Genomic DNA, 17,840 nt, shown 5'->3' with positions numbered 1-17,840 from the left:
GGGAATAACTACTTCTATTTTAAAATTTTAGTTATGAAAGCTGCACCTTTACAGGAGCAGCTTTTTTTTTGACTTTTTTTTTTTGAAAATAGGAAGGGCTATAAAGTACAAAAGCCGACCTGGAGCGATCGACTTTTATGGTGAATGTGTAACCACATTGCTGTGTCATTCGGTGCAAATGTAGGTTAAATAATTGGTTTAAACCTGTTATTTGAATTTATTTTCTTTTGGCTACATAATCTTTAATAGGAATTCCATCAATCATGACATCTTTAATGATGGCTTCACCTTCTTTTACAGCAACTACAGCATATACATTTTTGGAAGAATCCCTAACAGATGAATTGTAGCTTTCTTCTGCTTTTGGCGCTTTGTATTCGTTCATGTAAAATCGATCAAATGGAAAATTCAACGTTACAAAAAAACGTTTGTCAGTTTCTGAAGCTCTATAACTATAAAGCGATTTTAGGTTTATGTAGGTTTCGTTTTTAATTGGTTTTCGTCTGAGTTTTGTAATTTTAGCAAACCCCTTTTTATCGGTTCCTAAAACGGCTACATAGCTTTCACTATCTACAATAGAATCTTTTGTGTAAAGGGTACTTTCTTCAAAATTCAAATGAATATATTTTCCTCTAAAAGCATCGTAGGGATCAATAGGTTGAGCCTTAAACTTGTAGAGTTGTCCATTGCTAAGAATATCATTATTGTGGAAAATCATTTGCACAGGCACAGCCAATTGTGCAATTACCAATGCTAAAAAAGCGAATAGTATTATATTTCTATTTTTCATGTTGCTTACGCTTTTTAAGTAAATAATAATTTAATAAGAAGAATCCAAAACCTATTCCAATAAAAAGTAAACCTCTAATGATGAAGCTCATTTCAGTATCAAAAAATCGGCAAATAATTAAAATTGCAATGCATACTAATCCGAAGTTTAATTTGTACAAACTGTACGTTTCTGATCCTTTTCGAATTTCATAAACGCCTATTAATAAGATAAAAAGATTGGTGATAGTAACTAAAAATCCAGCTTCTGTTTTTGGGCAAATAAAGTAAAGAATTGTAATTAGAATAAATGCTAATCCGATTGGATTCATCTTTAATAGTTCTACTTTTTGAACTTGTTTGAATACCAAAAATCCAGCAAACAGAAACAAAAGAGCGTAGATGCTACATTCTACATAATTATATTCCATTGCTTGACGCTGTAAATCTGTCCAAGGTCCTTTAAAACTTAGCGTAAAAAGTAGGATTAAGGTTCCAACTTTCCCCATAAACCAATATCCATTTCTGTTTTGGTTCAAATTCAGAAAGAAACTCTGTTTTCCAATAAAATAATAGATGGCTAAGAGTGAAGTAAAGCCAACAATCATAAGACTGTTAGATTTTAGAGCAATACTCGGAAAACAAATTAATACAGTTGCGGCTAAGAACCAATGATGAAAACGGGTAAAATTTGATTTTGGTAGCTCTTTTAGTAATGAATAATAATGTGGAATAATAGCCAATAATAGCAACCAACAGTATAAATTTTGGATTCTTGGATAGCCGTAATTGGTCACACTACAATACCAGGTTATTCCGGCAATACACAGTAAGGATACAAAAGAAGAGCGCATGATATAAATTAAAGGCAAGGACAGTAAAATCCACGTCAATAAAAACTTCGGAAAATCTCCATTTATATTATAGACTTGCGCTACTAGTGAAATAGATGCTGCAATGGCAAACAGTAAGAAAGTGGCACTACTTTCGCGCCACGAAACCGATTCTGGTTTTTTAATAAGGGTAAAAAAACAAGCCAATTGCCCCAGCAATAAGGGAATAACAGAAAAGATTGTTTTCGTAAAAACCGAAAAATCATCCCAATTGTGTGCTAAAATCAAAATGACTCCTAATCCACCTAATAACGCCCCTATAATTCCGAAAATGGTAAAGAGTTTGTTAGCATGTTCATCCGGATTTTTTTGGTAGTAATTTTTAATGTTTTGGGCCACTTCTTCCGAGATGATTTTTTTGGCAACTAATTCGGGAAGTTCTTTCAAAATTGCATTTGACATAGTTGTAATTTATTTGGTAACTAAAATAGTCTTTTTTTTAAGATAAATATTTTAACTAACAGATTAAAAACCAGATAGGTTGAAATTACGTATATTAAAGAATTCCCAAAACATTTCTTATGAAACACAAAGTACTTGTGCCGAAAAGAAATATATTGTTGTGTTTGATTTTGTTGCTTTCAACGCTTCATTTCAACGCACAATTTGTTATTTCTGAAAAAACCAAAATTGAGACAGTGTCTTTACACCAAAATGCAGTCTATTTTGAAGACGGTTCGGAAGCAAAAACCATAGATGAAGTCATAAAGCTCCCTGTTTCGTATTTTAAAAAAATGAAAGGAGTTGCTACGGATTTCGGATTTACGACAAGCAATTATTGGATTACATTTGAATTGATTAATACTACCAACGGGGAATTGACTTATTTCCTTGAAACGGCCAGACCCATTACTGATTTCGTCGAATTGTATGCCATAAAACCATCCAAAGAAGTTGTCAAAATGTTGAGTGGTGACGGGATTCCATTTTACAAAAGAAATTTTGCCGAGCGTAAAACAATTTTTGAAATTGTTTTAAAACCCAATGAGAAGGTCAAGTATTATTTGCATGCACAAAGTGATGGTGAAGCACTTACAATGCCTTTGTTGTTACATTCCACCGAAAATTTATTGCAATTGTTTGCTTTTGAACAATTCGTTTTTGGCTTTTTTTATGGGATTTTGTTTATCGCCGCGATATTGTATTTCTTTTTCTTCTTTGCCATGCGCGAAAAGGTCTTTTTATACTATAGTTTATACATCGTATTTATTGGATTACTTCAATTTTCAGTAGATGGTTATTTTTATCAGTTTATCACTCCAAATTCAGGTTGGTTGTCATTGCATTCCGTTTTGTTGTCGGCAACTTTAGCCAATTTTTTTCTTGGCCGATATGCACAAGTCTATCTGAAAATTCATTTATATAGTAAGGGCATAAATAAAGCTTTTTACATACTTTACGGACTTGATTTGCTTTCATTTATAGCAATTTTATTTTTGCCAAGTGTATTTCAATACTGTTATCCATTAGCCAATTTACTTGGTTTGGTTTTATTGATTTTGATTATTGCGTCGTTATTTGTGATTTATTTTAAAGCTAAAATTAATGATTGGTTTTTTGGAATAGGTGTTTTTTTCTTAGTGGCTGGATTTGTGATATTTATATTTAAGAATTTTAGTTTATTGCCCTTGAATTTTTGGACCGAAAATAGTTCGAAACTGGGAACCGGACTTGAGGTTATTTTCTTATCGCTGTCGATGGCCAACTTAATCCGATTACTTAAAAATGAACGAGAAGATTTACAACGATTAGCCTTGCAGCGTTCGGAAGAAATGAATGAATTGAAATCTTATTTTCTTTCCAATATCAGCCATGAGCTTAGAACTCCATTGAATTCCATTATGAATGTAATCGAAACCATTGCTACAGAAGCAAAAGACGAAAAACTACTTCAAAATTGTGCTTTAATCCAGTATTCTTCCAAAAGCCTATTAAATTCAGTCAATGATATCTTAGATTTTTCAAAGATTGAAAAAAATGAACTTCAATTGGATTCGTTTCCTTTCGATGTTCAAAAAATTATGAATACTATTAGCGAAACATTTCAAGAAAAAGCTACCGAAAAAGGATTGTTGTTCATTTATTCCAAGTCGGATGATTTCCCCAAACAGATAATAGGAGATGAAGCACGATTGGAACAAATTTGTTATGATGTATTATCGAATGCCATTAAGTTTACTTCTGAAGGCACCATTCAGTTTCATTTGAATTGTGAGTATACCAGTGGTAAAACGGTGCAAATAAATATTACCATCTCAGACACTGGAATTGGCATTGCAAAAGAAAAGATAGATACTATTTTCGAATCTTTTTCCCAAGAAAACAGCAACAATAAAAGGAAGTATTACGGATTAGGATTGGGTCTTTATATTGTTAAAAATTTAATCAAATTACACGGTGGAACTCTTGAAGTAAATAGTCATTTGGGAGTTGGAAGTACTTTTAAAATTGTATTGTCCTATCCCTTAGCAACTCCTGAAAACAAATCAGAGGAACCTAAAGAAATCAGAACTCCTTTTGATTTAAAAGGAAAACGAATTTTAGTGGTGGAGGATAACAAAATGAATCAAATGATCATAAAAATGATGACTAAAAAATGGCACAATACTACTATCGAATATGTCGACAACGGAATGGAATGTATTAATCATTTAAAAGAAAAACATTTCGACTTGATTTTGATGGATCTTCAAATGCCTGTGATGGATGGTTATGAAGCAACGATCGCCATTCGGAATGGAGAAGTTGGAGAAGCCATGAAAAACATTCCTATTATTGCCGTTACAGCAGATGTTATGGAATCGACTAAGAACCGAACACTCCAAATCGGGATGAACAAATACCTATCCAAACCCATAGAAAAAGATAAATTATTTAATGCAATAATGAATTTGATTTGATTCTTTTCAAGATATTTTACTGCAAAACGAATGAATAAAGCTTTGTCAAAATTACATTTCACATCGCTGTATTTTATAAGAGAACTTAAATAGTTTTTTTTTGAAATATATCTCTAAAATAATGACAGTTAATCTATTTTAATTTATATTTTTGCGAGGCTTTAAAATCAATTTTGAAATGGTAAAAGATTTATTTGAAAGAATTCAAAACAATAAAGGTCCGTTAGGGAAATGGGCTTCTCAAGCAGAAGGTTACTTTGTTTTTCCTAAATTAGAAGGAGAACTTGGACCACGTATGAAATTTCACGGAAAAGAAATTTTAAACTGGTCAATTAATGATTATTTAGGTTTAGCCAATCATCCAGAAGTGCGTAAAGCCGATACTGATGCGGCAATTCAATATGGTGCAGCTTACCCAATGGGGGCTCGTATGATGTCAGGTCACACCAATTATCATGAACAATTAGAAAATGAATTAGCGGCTTTCGTTATGAAAGAATCGGCTTATTTGTTGAATTTTGGTTACCAAGGAATGGTGTCTATCATCGATGCGTTGGTGACTAAAAACGATATTATTGTGTATGATGTTGATTCGCATGCTTGTATAATCGACGGTGTTCGTTTGCACATGGGAAAACGTTTTACATACAAGCACAATGACTTGGAAAGTATGGAGAAAAACCTTCAGCGTGCTACTAAAATGGCAACAGAAACTGGAGGCGGAATTTTATTCATTACGGAAGGCGTTTTCGGAATGCGTGGGCAACAAGGAAAGTTGAAAGAAATTGTTGCCATGAAAGAGAAATACAATTTCCGTTTGTTAGTAGATGACGCACATGGTTTTGGTACGTTAGGTAAAACGGGTGCTGGAGCAGGCGAGGAGCAAGGTTGCCAAGATGGAATTGATGTGTATTTTTCAACTTTTGCAAAATCGATGGCTAATATTGGGGCATTTGTGGCAGCTGATAAAGATATTATTGATTATTTGAAATATAACTTACGTTCTCAAATGTTTGCTAAAGCATTGCCAATGATTCAAACTATTGGGTCGTTAAAACGTTTGGAATTATTACGTCAATCTTCTGAAATTAAAGACAAATTGTGGGTAAACGTTAATGCCTTACAAAATGGTTTAAAAGAAAAAGGATTCAATATTGGAGATACCAACACGTGTATCACGCCAGTATATTTGGAAGGTTCTATTCCAGAAGCAATGGTGATGGTAAATGATTTACGTGAAAATTATGGAATTTTCTTGTCGATTGTAGTCTATCCGGTAATTCCAAAAGGAATTATTTTATTACGTATGATTCCTACCGCTTCGCACACAATTGAAGATATTAATGAAACATTAGCTGCTTTTGAAGCTATCCGTGAAAAATTAGTAAACGGAACGTATAAAGCATTAGCGGAAGCAAATGTTGAAAATGTAGAGTAAATACAACTTACAATAAATAAAAAACCATCAGTTGTTGCTGATGGTTTTTTTATTTTTATATCATTTTCAAATAGGTTCTTCGTCTTCTAAATACTACAGGGTTGAAATTCTTCCAAAGCAAATGAATGGCAATATTGTCTTCCAATTCTGGGGTTCTGATACAGTTTTCGATTCCTTTTTCGGTAAAAGTGGTATGGTTCTCTTTGAATAAAATGGCATGTACTCCTTTGTTTTGATAATCAGGATGCACACCGATAAGGTAAAAAAGCACATCTTTACTGTTTTTTCGAGCATTTAACATGTGAAATAGACCAAACGGGAACAACTTTCCATTTGCTTTTTGTAAAGCTTCCGAAAACGAAGGCATGACAATACTAAAAGCGACTAAATTATCGTCTTTATCTAATACAAATTTGATGTATTCTGGATTGATAAAACTGATGTATTTCTTTTTAAAGAATTTTTTTTGCGTATCGGTAATAGCAACAAATGAGGATAAATTCGCGTACGATTCGTTAAACAAATCAAACATTTTATCCACATAAGGCATAATGTCTTTTGTTTTAGTAAAATTTAAGGGTCGAACTTGGTATCTCTTTTTGATAACTTCTTGTGCTTTATCGAAGAATTCTAGTTTTACATTTTCAAACGGAAATTTATTTTCTAGATATTCTTTCTCTTTGATATAACCTAATTGTTCTAAATGATTTTTGTAATACGGATAGTTGTACCAAGTAATCATCGAGCCAATTTCATCGAAGCCTTCGGTCATTACACCCACTTTATCCAAATTGGAAAATCCCATTGGACCTTCAATATGTTCCAGGTTGTTTGCAACACCTAATTCTCTGACTTTTTCTAGTAAGGCTTTGGTTACTTCAACATCGTCAATAACATCCCACCAGCCAAAACGAACTTTCTTTTTACCTTGTTTGTTGACTTCATCCCAATTAATAATTGCGGCAATACGACCTACAATTTCATTGTTTTTATAGGCCAAATAAAAGTACGCCTCTGCCGTTTCGAAAGCAGGGTTTTTGGTTTTATCAAAGGTTTCTAATTCATCTTGAATTAATGGTGGAACCCAGTATTTATGGTCTTTATATAATTTGAAAGGAAACTTTACATACTCTTTTAAAAGTTGTTTGGTGTTGGCTTCGATAATTTTAATCATGCTTTTTATTCTTTACCTTCTTCAAAATCATCTAAACGTTTTTTCTTTTCCTCAACAGGTTTTTCGATTTCTTCCTCTTCCGAATCTTTATTCTTCTTTTTATCTTTTTCTGCTTTTTTAGCGGCTTCTTCTAATTCTTCATCCGATAAAACACCGTTTTTCTTTTTATCTTTCTTGTCTTCTTTTACTTCTTTACCATCTTTCATTTTTGGGTCTTTGTGTTTTTTGTCGAAACGCCAAGAACAACCAATTCCTCCATATAATAATTCAGGTGTAGTTTTGATGTTTTTATTAATCGAAACGTCAACTTGTAAATTATTTTTCAAAAGATGGGTAGCGCCTAAAGTAAGAATTCCATCAGAATAATAATCACCTTTGATGCCTCTGTTTTCAAACATTGCCGACCATTTTTCATTGATTCCATAGGTCAACGTTAAAATATATCCAAAACTAGAATTGATAGAAGCAATTTTATCAGCAATTAAATTGGTAACTAATACCCATTTGCCTTGAAAATGATTTTGAGCAATAACCATGACTTTTGGACTAAAAGCTGATTCGCCTGGAATGCTAAAATCGTTTTCCATTACATAGTTTCCTCCTACGTAAGCGGAAACAGCAGGAATTAACGTTTTCCATTTGAATTTTTTATTGGCTTTCCAACTGTAAATATTTGGTTTGTCTGGTCCTTTTTTATACGGATCATAAAATAAATACTTGGCACCAATGGTGGTTTGTCTTAATCCGCCTCTACTATTTTTAATTAAGTTGGAAGTGTATTTATCCATTTGATATTGAAGATCTACAGAAACTTCAAATTGCTCGCGCCAAACACCATAGCGTCCGGTTAAATCGATGGCAAATCCATTGGCTTTATAGTTTAATACATCGTGGGCTTCGTGGATGTAATTTAATCCGCCTTCTAATTGCAACACTTTTTTTCCAACAGAAAACGCTCCAGCAGAATTTCCGGGACGATTCGAATTAATTTGATCGGTAAATTGCGCATAAGTGGAAGCTGAAAAGCTAACTATTCCAATTAAAAATACTGTTTTAAGTAGATTCATCTTGATTGATTTGTGAAATTCAAATGTAGCATTTTTTATTATTATTTTAAGAATTGAATTCGGAATAATGTTTAATTTTGGAAAAAAAATATCATGCAAGAAGCTTCTTTTAGTGGTTTTTTCAAAACCATAATATATATGATTGGGTTTTACTATTTAGTAAAAATTTTGGCCCGAATTTTTATGCCTATTTTAATGCGAAAAGTAATGAATAAGGCACAAGATAATTTTAATAGACAGTACCAACAAGGTAATTTCAATCAAGGTTTCGATACGCGATCTCAAGAGCCTGAAAGAACAACGCGTGACTTTAAAAAACCTACGAAGCAAGTGGGCGATTATGTTGACTATGAAGAAGTGAATGACTAGTTAATAGTCTTCTGTATTCAAAAATCAAAAATCTGATATCTAAAATCTAAAATTTAGTTATCTTCACGCCTTATTTTGATTTCATCTATTTTTTATGAATAATTTCAAACGTTTTTATCCGCATGCACTAGCTGTTTTAGGTTTTGTGCTTATTTCTATTGTCTATTTTTATCCAGTATTGCAAGGAAAAAAAATCCTACAATCTGATATTGTTCAGTACAAAGCAACAGCCAAAGAATTAATTGATTATAGAGAGCAAACAGGTGAAGAAACGTATTGGTCGAATAGTTCATTTGGTGGAATGCCTACGTATCAATTAGGAGCGCAATATCCACACAATTATATCAAAAAAGTTGATAGTGTGTTGCGTTTTTTACCGCGTCCTGCCGATTATATGTTTTTGTATTTCTTAGGCTTTTATGTCTTACTATTAGCCTTAAAAATTAAACCACTCAAGGCATTTTTAGGGGCGCTAGCTTTCGGATTATCAACTTATTTAGTCATTATTTTAGGTGTCGGACATAATGCCAAAGCTCATGCTATTGCGTACATGCCGATGGTGGTGGCCGGAGTACTTTTAGTTTTTCAAAAAAGATGGATTGTTGGTGGATTATTGACAATGATAGCCGCTGCTTTAGAGTTAAATGCGAACCATTTTCAAATGACGTACTATTTATTGATTTTCTTACTGATTCTAACAGCATATTATACATATAGGGCAATCAAAAAAAATGAACTAAAGCCATTGATGTATAGTTTTGGAGTGTTTGTGGTTTCAGGCTTGGTTGGGATAGGTACAAATGCAACTGGAATTTTAGCCACACAAGAATATGCGAAAGAAAGTACACGTGGTAAAAGTGATTTGACTTTTTCACCTGACGGTAAAAAAAGTGAATCCAATACATCTATGACGTATGATTATATTACCGAGTATAGTTATGGAATAGCAGAAAGTTTTAATTTGATTTCTCCTCGTATTTTTGGAGGTTCCAATAGTGAAAATGTTGGTACTAAATCAGCACTATATGAATTTGCCATTTCACAAGAAGTTCCCGAGGATCAGGCTAAAGAAATCGTAAAAGGATTGCCAACGTATTGGGGAGATCAGCCTATTGTTGCAGCTCCGGCTTATATTGGAGCAGTTGTTTTCTTTTTGGCTGTCTTGGTTTTATTTCTGGATAAACGAAAAATTAAATATGCCTTTTTAGCAGGTGCTATCGTTTCTTTACTTTTGTCTTGGGGGAAAAACTTCGCAATACTTACAGATTTGTTCATTAACTACGTGCCGCTTTATAACAAGTTTAGAGCCGTTTCATCGATACAAGTAATTTTAGAATTGTGTATGCCAGTATTGGCAATTATGGGTTTACAGAGCTTCTTTAAAGCGGAAGAAAATCAAAGATGGTCAGTTTTATGGAAATCGGCAGCGGTGTGTGTTGGTATTTTAGTGACGCTATTATTATGCAAAGGAATGTTTAGTTTTTCAGGTGGTAGTGATGGCTATTTGCGTGACTCGTACGGACCTGAATTTGTAGATGCTTTAAAATTAGATCGTCAATCGATGTATACTAGCGATTTAATTCGCTCAGCAGTATTTATTTTGTTGGCTTTTGGAGCTTTATTCTTAACTATTAAAAATACTATTTCTCATAAAGTAGGGATAGTTTTAGTTGGTATTTTAATGTTTGCCGATTTGTTTATTATCGCAAAAAATTATGTAAATGCTGAAGCATTTGTAAATGCAAGTGAAGTGGATGAACCTTTTGTGGAATCTTCTTTTGACACCGAAATTAGAAAAGACACATCATATTATAGAGTATTTGAAGTATCTGGAAATGCGCTGAGTGATCCTCGTTCTTCTTATTTTCATAAATCAATTGGAGGATATTCGGCTGTAAAACCAAGACGTATGCAGGAATTGTTTGATTATCAAATCACCAAAAACAATATGCAAGTGGTCAACATGCTAAATGTGAAGTATTTGATTCAAACGAATGAAAAAGGTCAACAAATCACGATTTTAAATACACAAGCCAATGGAAATGCATGGTTTGTGAAAGATATCCAGGTGGCTAAAAATGCGGATGAGGAGATGAAATTCTTGTCCAAATTTGACTCTAAAAATCAAGCGGTAATGAGTTCGGCTAATGCTGCTAAACTTCCCGTTGTTAAAGATTTTGCAACGGAAGGTGCAACAATTAAACTAACGTCATACAAACCAAACGAATTACAATACGTTTCTAATAATCCTAATCTGGGTTATGCTGTTTTTTCTGAGATGTATTACAAGAATGGATGGAATGCCTATATTGATGGTAAATTAACGGATCACAATAGAGTAGATTATGCTTTAAGAGGATTGTCAGTTCCAGCTGGAAAACACAACATTGTATTCAAATTTGAACCACAAGTTGTCAAAACAGGAAGTACGATTGCTTTAATTAGCTTCGTGTTGATGCTTTTGTTAATAGGTGGCGGAATTTATCTGGAAAGAAAAAAGTTAATTTCAAATAACTAATTGAAAACCATTCTGTACATAGCATTGGGTGGAGCATTAGGAAGCGTTTTACGTTATCTAACTTCTCAAGCTTTATCAAAATATGAAGGATTTCCTTACGGAACTTTTGTAGCGAATGTATTGGGTTGTTTGTTAATAGGTTTGTTCTTCGGTTATTTCGAAAAACAAAATGTACTCTCTCAGGATTTAAAATTCTTTTTAATTACGGGATTGTGTGGAGGCTATACGACGTTTTCTACATTTTCGAATGAGAATGTGCAATTAATACAAAATAATCAAATGGGACTCGCTTTGCTATATACAGCTTTAAGTATTCTCGTTGGATTTACAGCTACTTGGGTAGGATTAATACTAATGAAAAACTAGAAGTGAGATTGCTTCGTTCCTCGCAAAGTCTATGAAAAAAGTACTGATCATAACCTATTATTGGCCTCCAGCAGGCGGACCCGGCGTGCAACGCTGGTTAAAGTTTGTAAAGTATTTACCTGATTTCGGAATTCAACCGGTAGTGTATATCCCTGAAAACCCAACATATCCATTAGTGGATGAAAATTTACTTTCAGAAGTTTCCGATATAGCAATCATTCTAAAAAATAAAATCATCGAGCCTTATGCTTGGGCTTCGGTGTTTTCAAAAAATAGTACCAAAAAAATAAGTTCTGGAATTATTCCCAATCAGAAAAAGCAATCGTTTGTTCAGAAAATGATGCTTTGGGTTCGTGGTAATTTGTTTATTCCCGATGCTCGCGTGTTGTGGGTGAAACCTTCGGTGAAATTTCTTTCGAAATACATACAAGAAAATCAGATAGAAACCATTATTACTACGGGGCCGCCCCATAGTTTGCACTTAATTGGTTTGTCTTTAAAGAAAGAATTAGGAGTGAAATGGATTGCCGATTTTCGTGATCCTTGGACAACCATTGGGTATCATAAAGCTTTAAAATTGACGAATTCCTCGGCGAAAAAGCACAAAGCTTCGGAAAGCGAAGTGATGAATACTGCTGATGAATTGTTGGTTACGAGTCCGACGACCAAAAAAGAATTTGAGGCGATTACGTCCAAGCCCATTTATGTAATCACGAATGGTTATGATGTAGAAAAAGTGGTAAAGCAACCTTTAGATGAAAAGTTTAGTTTAGCGCATATTGGTTCTTTTTTATCCGATAGAAATCCACAAATTTTATGGGAAGTTTTACAGGAATTGATTGCAGAAAATACCCAATTTGCAGACCAGTTTCAATTGAAATTAATCGGAGCCACAAGCCAAGAAGTATTAAATTCTATTGCTACCTTTCAGTTGGAAAGTTATGTCAATAATTTAGGATACGTCTCGCATCAGGAAGCAGTAGCACACCAACGAAAATCGCAAGTGTTATTATTAATTGAGATTGATTCGGAAGAGACTAAAAGTATCATTCCAGGAAAAGTATTTGAATATATTGTTTCGGAAAGACCTATCATTGCGATTGGTCCAAAAGATTCTGATTTTGCCGAAATTATTACTTCCACTAATACCGGTTCCTTTTTTAAATATTCAGAAAAAGAACGATTAAAAGCCACTTTGCTATCCTACTTCGAATTGTATTTACAAAGCAACCTGAAGTCAAATGGTGTCGGATTGCAACAGTATTCGCGTAAAAACTTAACCGAGAAATTGGCTAAATTATTATAAAAGAAAAACTCCCCGCAAAGCGAGGAGTTCAACATAAACAAACCAACCTAACCAAATTTATATATAACCACTATATAAATTCTATCTTCGAGAGTCATCGTCTCTCTTATCTTCTTTTTTATCTTCCAAAGTCTCTACTTTCGCTTTAGTACCATCTTGTTTGTAATAGTAACTGTCACCGTTATCATAAGAATCATAATTGTTTCTTGGATAATCATAATCGTGAGTGTAACCAGTATGATACGTTCTCTTTACATTACCAAACATATCTACAATTCTTCCTTTTCGGTCATAAATAATACGCATTCCTCCAATTTGAGTTAAAGCAAAGCTGTTGTAGCGCATATAGACTGTTCCGATTCTATTCACTCTATCGAATGCATCATAGTTGATGAATGTATTTCCAACTCGGCGAACTCTACCAAAAGCGTCACGCTCTATTCGAACTCCGAAGTTTTCAGGTCTTCCACCTCTTTCTACTACTACAGTCCCTCTTTTTCCTGCGGTTTTGAAGTAGTAATCACCATGCGAATCGTCTGGACGAGTATTGAAATCAAATTCTCCAGTTGGGAAAACATAAAAATCAATTCCTCTTTCATTGAAAACAATTGGCTCGGCATCGCGATAATCTACCAATCGAATTCTTTTTTCTTTGTTGCCTTCAGAAAAAACTGGATTTTCTGACGCATAGGCCATTCCTCCTGCCAGGAAGATGCTGGCCACTAAAAGTGTAATTTTTTTACTCATGACAATAAAGTTTTAAAAATTAAGGTATTTGTGAATCTTTCGATTTCATAATACACCAATTTAAATTTGCTTACTCTAATCGATTTTCAGCTTCCTCGTTCAAGAAAAATATCTTGTTGTGTAGGAATATTCAATATGCGTGCCAAAAATTAATTTTTAGATAAAAAGGAATAGATAATATTTTTAAATATTTGACAAACAGTACGTTGTGATTTTTGATTTAAATGCAGTTTTTTATTAAATTTGAAAAACCAAATCAAATAACTAACCAAAATGAAAAAACGAAACTATTTACCTACTATTATTGCATTCTTATTTTTGAATGTACTACAATCTCAAACTTTCATTCAACGTTATGCGGATATTGCCAATCAAGTTTCTCAATCGAATATTACTACTAATTTAACCGAATATGAAGCCTTGGGAGTAAAGAGAAGAGGAACTGCCGCATTACAAAACACACTCGATTGGCTTAAAAATAAATATACCTCTTTTGGATATTCAGCATCACAAATGACTGAGGATTCTTATACCTACAGTGGTTCTACAGCAGTTTGTAAAAATTTAATTATAACCAAAGTTGGAACGGTTTATCCGAACACCTATGTAATCGTTTGTGGACATTATGATTCAATTGTTGGTACAGGTACCAATGACAATGGAAGTGGCGTTGTGAGTATATTAGAAATGGCGCGTTTGCTTCAAAATGTGCCGACAGAATATTCTATAAAATTTATCAATTTTAGTGGGGAAGAAGATGGATTAAAAGGAAGTCAACACTTTGTAAGTTCGGTTGTAAATGGTACCACTCCAAAAATGGACATTCGCTTGGTCTTTAATTTAGATGAAGTTGGTGGAGTAGCTGGTCTAACCAATAACAATATTACTTGCGAAAGAGATACTAACAATTCTCCTTCAACGAATAATGCCGTTTCAGCAACTTTTACGAATGAATTAATCACTTGTGTGGGCTATTATTCTCCCTTGCAAACGACACTTTCGTATGCTTATGCTTCCGATTATATGCCATTTCAAGCCAATAATGAAATCATTACTGGTTTTTTTGAAACCAATGAAACATCACATAAACATTCAGCAACCGATTTATTGGTGAATATGGATCCCGTTTATAATTTTAATGTGGCAAAAGCAGCGACTGGTGCCATTTTACATTTCGCAAAAGCAGAAACTGCATTGAGTACAACTACGATAGATCAAGATTTTCAAGTTAGTTTTTATCCAAATCCTGCTAAAGATTCCTTACATATCAATATTGGTGTGTTAAAAACAACAGAATACAAAGTATCTGTAGTGGATAGTAATGGAAAAGTAGTTTTAGTGAAGGAAGTTAAAAATCCTAAATTAATTGAAACATTACAAATATCTAGTTTATCAAAAGGGATGTACTTAGTTCAATTACAATCGGAAGACAAACAAATCTTTAAAAAAATTCTGATAGATTAAGTTTTAAAAAAGGGAAGCATTTGCTTCCCTTTTTTTATAATTTATCTTTTAAATAAGAAGCTGTAATCGACTTCTTGTTTTTTACAATTTCTTCTGGAGTGCCAAAGGCCAATAGTTGTCCACCATTTTCACCGCCTTCCGGACCTAAATCAATAATGTAATCGGCACATTTTATCAAATCCAAATTGTGTTCAATAACAATAATAGAATGCCCTTTTTCGATTAAAGCTTCAAAAGAAGCTAATAATTTTTTGATATCATGAAAATGTAACCCAGTGGTAGGCTCATCAAATACAAACAATGCTTTTTCTTTGGTGGTTCCTTTTACCAAAAATGTAGCCAACTTGATACGCTGTGCTTCACCACCAGAAAGGGTAGAAGAGGACTGCCCTAATTGTACATAACCCAATCCGACATCTTGTAAAGGTTGTAGTTTTTGTATGATTTTAGTTTGATTCTTTTCTTTAAAGAAAGCTACCGATTCATCAATAGTCATGGTAAGAATATCATCGATATTTTTGCCTTCAAATTGGACTTCCAAAACCTCTTTTTTGAAGCGTTTTCCACCACAAGTTTCACAAGGCAAAGAGACATCAGCCATAAACACCATTTCTACATTAATCGAACCTTCTCCTTTACAAGTTTCGCAACGTCCTCCATCCACATTGAAAGAGAAGTGTTTGGCTTGATAACCTCTGTTTTTGGATAATTTTTCTTTGGCAAATAACTCACGAATATCATCGTAGGCTTTGATATAGGTGACTGGATTAGAGCGGGAACTTCTTCCAATCGGATTCTGATCGACATACTCGATATGTTTGATATGCGAATAGCTTCCCGATATTTCGGAATATTGACCTGCTTTTTCGCCTACGCCTTCAATTTGTTTTTGAATGGCTGGATATAATATTTTCTTAACCAAAGTACTTTTTCCAGAACCGGAAACCCCTGTAATGACAGTTAGTACATCTAAAGGAAAGGTAACATCTATGTTTTGAAGATTGTTTTCACGCGCTCCTTTAACTTCGATATGGTTTTTGAATTTTCGACGTTTTTTAGGTATTTCTATTTCTAATTTTCCATTCAAATACAATGAGGTCAATGAGTTGGATTGTAAAATCTCTTCATAAGTGCCTTGTGCGACTAATTCGCCTCCAAATGTGCCTGCTTCGGGTCCAATATCAATAATCATATCGGCCGCTTTCATAATGTCTTCATCGTGCTCCACTACAATTACCGTATTGCCTAAATCACGTAGCGAAAGCAATACTTGTATCAAGCGTTCGGTATCTTTCGGATGCAAACCAATACTAGGCTCGTCTAAAATGTACATAGAGCCTACTAAGGAACTTCCGAGTGAAGTCGCTAAATTGATTCGTTGGGATTCTCCTCCTGATAAACTGGCCGAATTCCGATTTAGGGTCAAATAATCCAAGCCGACATTTTGTAAAAAAGCCAATCGGGTATTGATTTCAATTAGCAATCGTTTGGCTACTTTTGAATCGTATTCGGATAATTGCAATTCGGCAAAAAAAGGAATTAACTTTTTAATTGAAACATCTACCAATTCAGGTAAGGTTTTTCCGCCGACTTTGATGTTATTCACTTCCGAACGAAGTCGTTTTCCTTTGCAAGTGTTACATTTCGTTTTTCCGCGATAGCGAGAAAGCATCACACGATTTTGAATTTTATAATTTTTCTCTTCTAATTCTTTGAAAAAGCTATGCAAACCTTCAAAGTATTGATTTCCGTTCCAAACCAGTTCTTTTTGTGCTTCTGACAATTCAAAATACGGTTTGTGGATGGGAAAATCGAATTTATGAGAATTATTCACCAATTGATCTCGGTACCAGCTCATGCTTTCACCTCGCCATGGAAAAATCGCATTTTCATATACCGAAAGTGCAGTGTTAGGAATTACTAAATCTTCGTCAATCCCAATGATATTTCCGTATCCTTCACATTGTGGACAAGCACCATATGGATTATTGAAACTGAATAAATGAACATTTGGTTCTAAAAAGGTGATGCCATCTAATTCAAAATTGGCACTGTACGAATTTCTTCTCTCCGTATTTAACTCTTGTAAATAGCAAATTCCTTTCCCTTCATAAAATGCCGTTTGTACCGCATCGGCCAATCGGTTATAGAAATCTTCCTCATGTTTGACAACAATTCGGTCGATAATTAAAAGAATGTCTTTATTGTCAAACGAATGTTGGTCAATTTCATCTAAACGAATCATTTCGTTATTGACTAAAATTCGTGCGAAACCTTGATTTAGAAGTGCCTTGAGTTTGTTTTCTAATTGACGCCCTTCTTCCAAGTGAATTGGAGAAAGCAGTAACCATTTGGAATCTACTTCAAAAGCTTTTACATCATTAATGACATCGGAAACGGTATTTTTTTTGACTTCTTGGCCTGTTTTAGGAGAATAGGTTTTTCCAATTCGCGCAAAAAGTAATTTTAGATAGTCATAAATTTCGGTCGAAGTTCCAACGGTAGAACGTGCGTTGGTTGTATTCACCTTTTGCTCAATAGCCACTGCCGGGGCAATTCCTTTGATATAATCGACTTTGGGTTTGTCCAATCGCCCTAAAAACTGACGGGCATAACTCGATAAACTTTCTACATACCGACGCTGTCCTTCGGCATACAACGTATCGAAAGCCAAACTCGACTTTCCTGAACCCGATAAACCTGTAATTACTACTAATTTATTACGAGGAATGGCCACATCCAAATTTTTTAAATTATGAATTTGTGCGCCTTTAATAAGAATATTTTTTTTGGGTTCGAGTGTTGAAATATCGGTAAGCATATAAAAATG

At 33.9% G+C, this 17,840-nt stretch carries 13 protein-coding genes; 7 read left to right on the top strand and 6 right to left on the bottom strand.

Annotated features, from left to right (window positions below; all coding sequences use genetic code 11):
• Nucleotides 1-217: 217 nt before the first annotated feature.
• Nucleotides 218-790 carry a GDYXXLXY domain-containing protein gene (locus tag EQG63_RS07090; protein ID WP_129435662.1) on the bottom strand — a complete coding sequence of 191 codons (573 nt, stop codon included), beginning with the start codon at nucleotides 788-790 and terminating at the stop codon, nucleotides 218-220.
• Entirely contained in the window at nucleotides 780-2,063 is a 1,284-nt protein-coding gene (locus tag EQG63_RS07085) for a DUF2157 domain-containing protein (protein ID WP_129435661.1), read from the bottom strand. Before EQG63_RS07085 ends, EQG63_RS07090 begins: the two co-directional genes overlap by 11 nt.
• Before the next feature lie 119 nt (nucleotides 2,064-2,182).
• Here EQG63_RS07085 and EQG63_RS07080 point away from each other — a divergent pair, with 119 nt between their 5' ends.
• The gene (locus EQG63_RS07080; protein ID WP_129435660.1) at nucleotides 2,183-4,561 is read left to right on the top strand and encodes a hybrid sensor histidine kinase/response regulator; all 2,379 of its coding nucleotides are present in this window, start codon (nucleotides 2,183-2,185) and stop codon (nucleotides 4,559-4,561) included.
• 178 nt (nucleotides 4,562-4,739) lie between these two features.
• A complete protein-coding gene (locus EQG63_RS07075) occupies nucleotides 4,740-5,999 on the top strand; it encodes an aminotransferase class I/II-fold pyridoxal phosphate-dependent enzyme (RefSeq protein WP_129435659.1) in 1,260 nt (419 codons plus the stop codon).
• Between the two features lie 55 nt (nucleotides 6,000-6,054).
• Here the strand turns inward: EQG63_RS07075 and EQG63_RS07070 are convergent, their stop codons facing one another.
• Entirely contained in the window at nucleotides 6,055-7,173 is a 1,119-nt protein-coding gene (locus EQG63_RS07070) for a GTP cyclohydrolase (protein ID WP_129435658.1), read from the bottom strand.
• A gap of 5 nt (nucleotides 7,174-7,178) precedes the next feature.
• On the bottom strand, nucleotides 7,179-8,240 hold the full coding sequence (locus EQG63_RS07065; protein WP_129435657.1) for a transporter: 1,062 nt from the start codon (nucleotides 8,238-8,240) through the stop codon (nucleotides 7,179-7,181).
• Nucleotides 8,241-8,333: 93 nt separating this feature from the next.
• On the opposite strand from EQG63_RS07065, the gene EQG63_RS07060 reads away from it, so the two are divergent.
• The 4 genes from EQG63_RS07060 to EQG63_RS07045 all read left to right on the top strand — a co-directional run bounded on the left by EQG63_RS07060 (nucleotide 8,334) and on the right by EQG63_RS07045 (nucleotide 12,799).
• Complete coding sequence (locus EQG63_RS07060) at nucleotides 8,334-8,609, top strand: DUF4834 family protein (RefSeq protein ID WP_129435656.1); 276 nt, start codon at nucleotides 8,334-8,336, stop codon at nucleotides 8,607-8,609.
• 94 nt (nucleotides 8,610-8,703) lie between these two features.
• Nucleotides 8,704-11,127, top strand: coding sequence for a YfhO family protein (locus tag EQG63_RS07055; protein ID WP_129435655.1), 2,424 nt, complete (start codon nucleotides 8,704-8,706; stop codon nucleotides 11,125-11,127).
• Nucleotides 11,128-11,493, top strand: a complete 366-nt coding sequence (crcB, locus tag EQG63_RS07050; protein ID WP_129435654.1) for a fluoride efflux transporter CrcB — start codon at nucleotides 11,128-11,130, stop codon at nucleotides 11,491-11,493.
• A 31-nt stretch (nucleotides 11,494-11,524) separates the two neighbouring features.
• Nucleotides 11,525-12,799 carry a glycosyltransferase family 4 protein gene (locus EQG63_RS07045; protein WP_129435653.1) on the top strand — a complete coding sequence of 425 codons (1,275 nt, stop codon included), beginning with the start codon at nucleotides 11,525-11,527 and terminating at the stop codon, nucleotides 12,797-12,799.
• Nucleotides 12,800-12,880: 81 nt separating this feature from the next.
• On the opposite strand, the gene EQG63_RS07040 is transcribed toward EQG63_RS07045, so the two are convergent.
• Nucleotides 12,881-13,546, bottom strand: coding sequence for a hypothetical protein (locus EQG63_RS07040; protein WP_129435652.1), 666 nt, complete (start codon nucleotides 13,544-13,546; stop codon nucleotides 12,881-12,883).
• A gap of 273 nt (nucleotides 13,547-13,819) precedes the next feature.
• Here EQG63_RS07040 and EQG63_RS07035 point away from each other — a divergent pair, with 273 nt between their 5' ends.
• Complete coding sequence (locus EQG63_RS07035; protein WP_129435651.1) at nucleotides 13,820-15,010, top strand: M20/M25/M40 family metallo-hydrolase; 1,191 nt, start codon at nucleotides 13,820-13,822, stop codon at nucleotides 15,008-15,010.
• Between the two features lie 34 nt (nucleotides 15,011-15,044).
• Here the strand turns inward: EQG63_RS07035 and uvrA are convergent, their stop codons facing one another.
• On the bottom strand, nucleotides 15,045-17,831 hold the full coding sequence (uvrA, locus tag EQG63_RS07030) for an excinuclease ABC subunit UvrA (RefSeq protein WP_129435650.1): 2,787 nt from the start codon (nucleotides 17,829-17,831) through the stop codon (nucleotides 15,045-15,047).
• Nucleotides 17,832-17,840: the final 9 nt, after the last annotated feature.

This window comes from Flavobacterium amnicola (genome assembly GCF_004122165.1).
Lineage (GTDB): Bacteria > Bacteroidota > Bacteroidia > Flavobacteriales > Flavobacteriaceae > Flavobacterium > Flavobacterium amnicola.
Note: the sequence above shows the minus strand (reverse complement) of the source record. Positions and strands in the feature narration are given on the sequence as shown.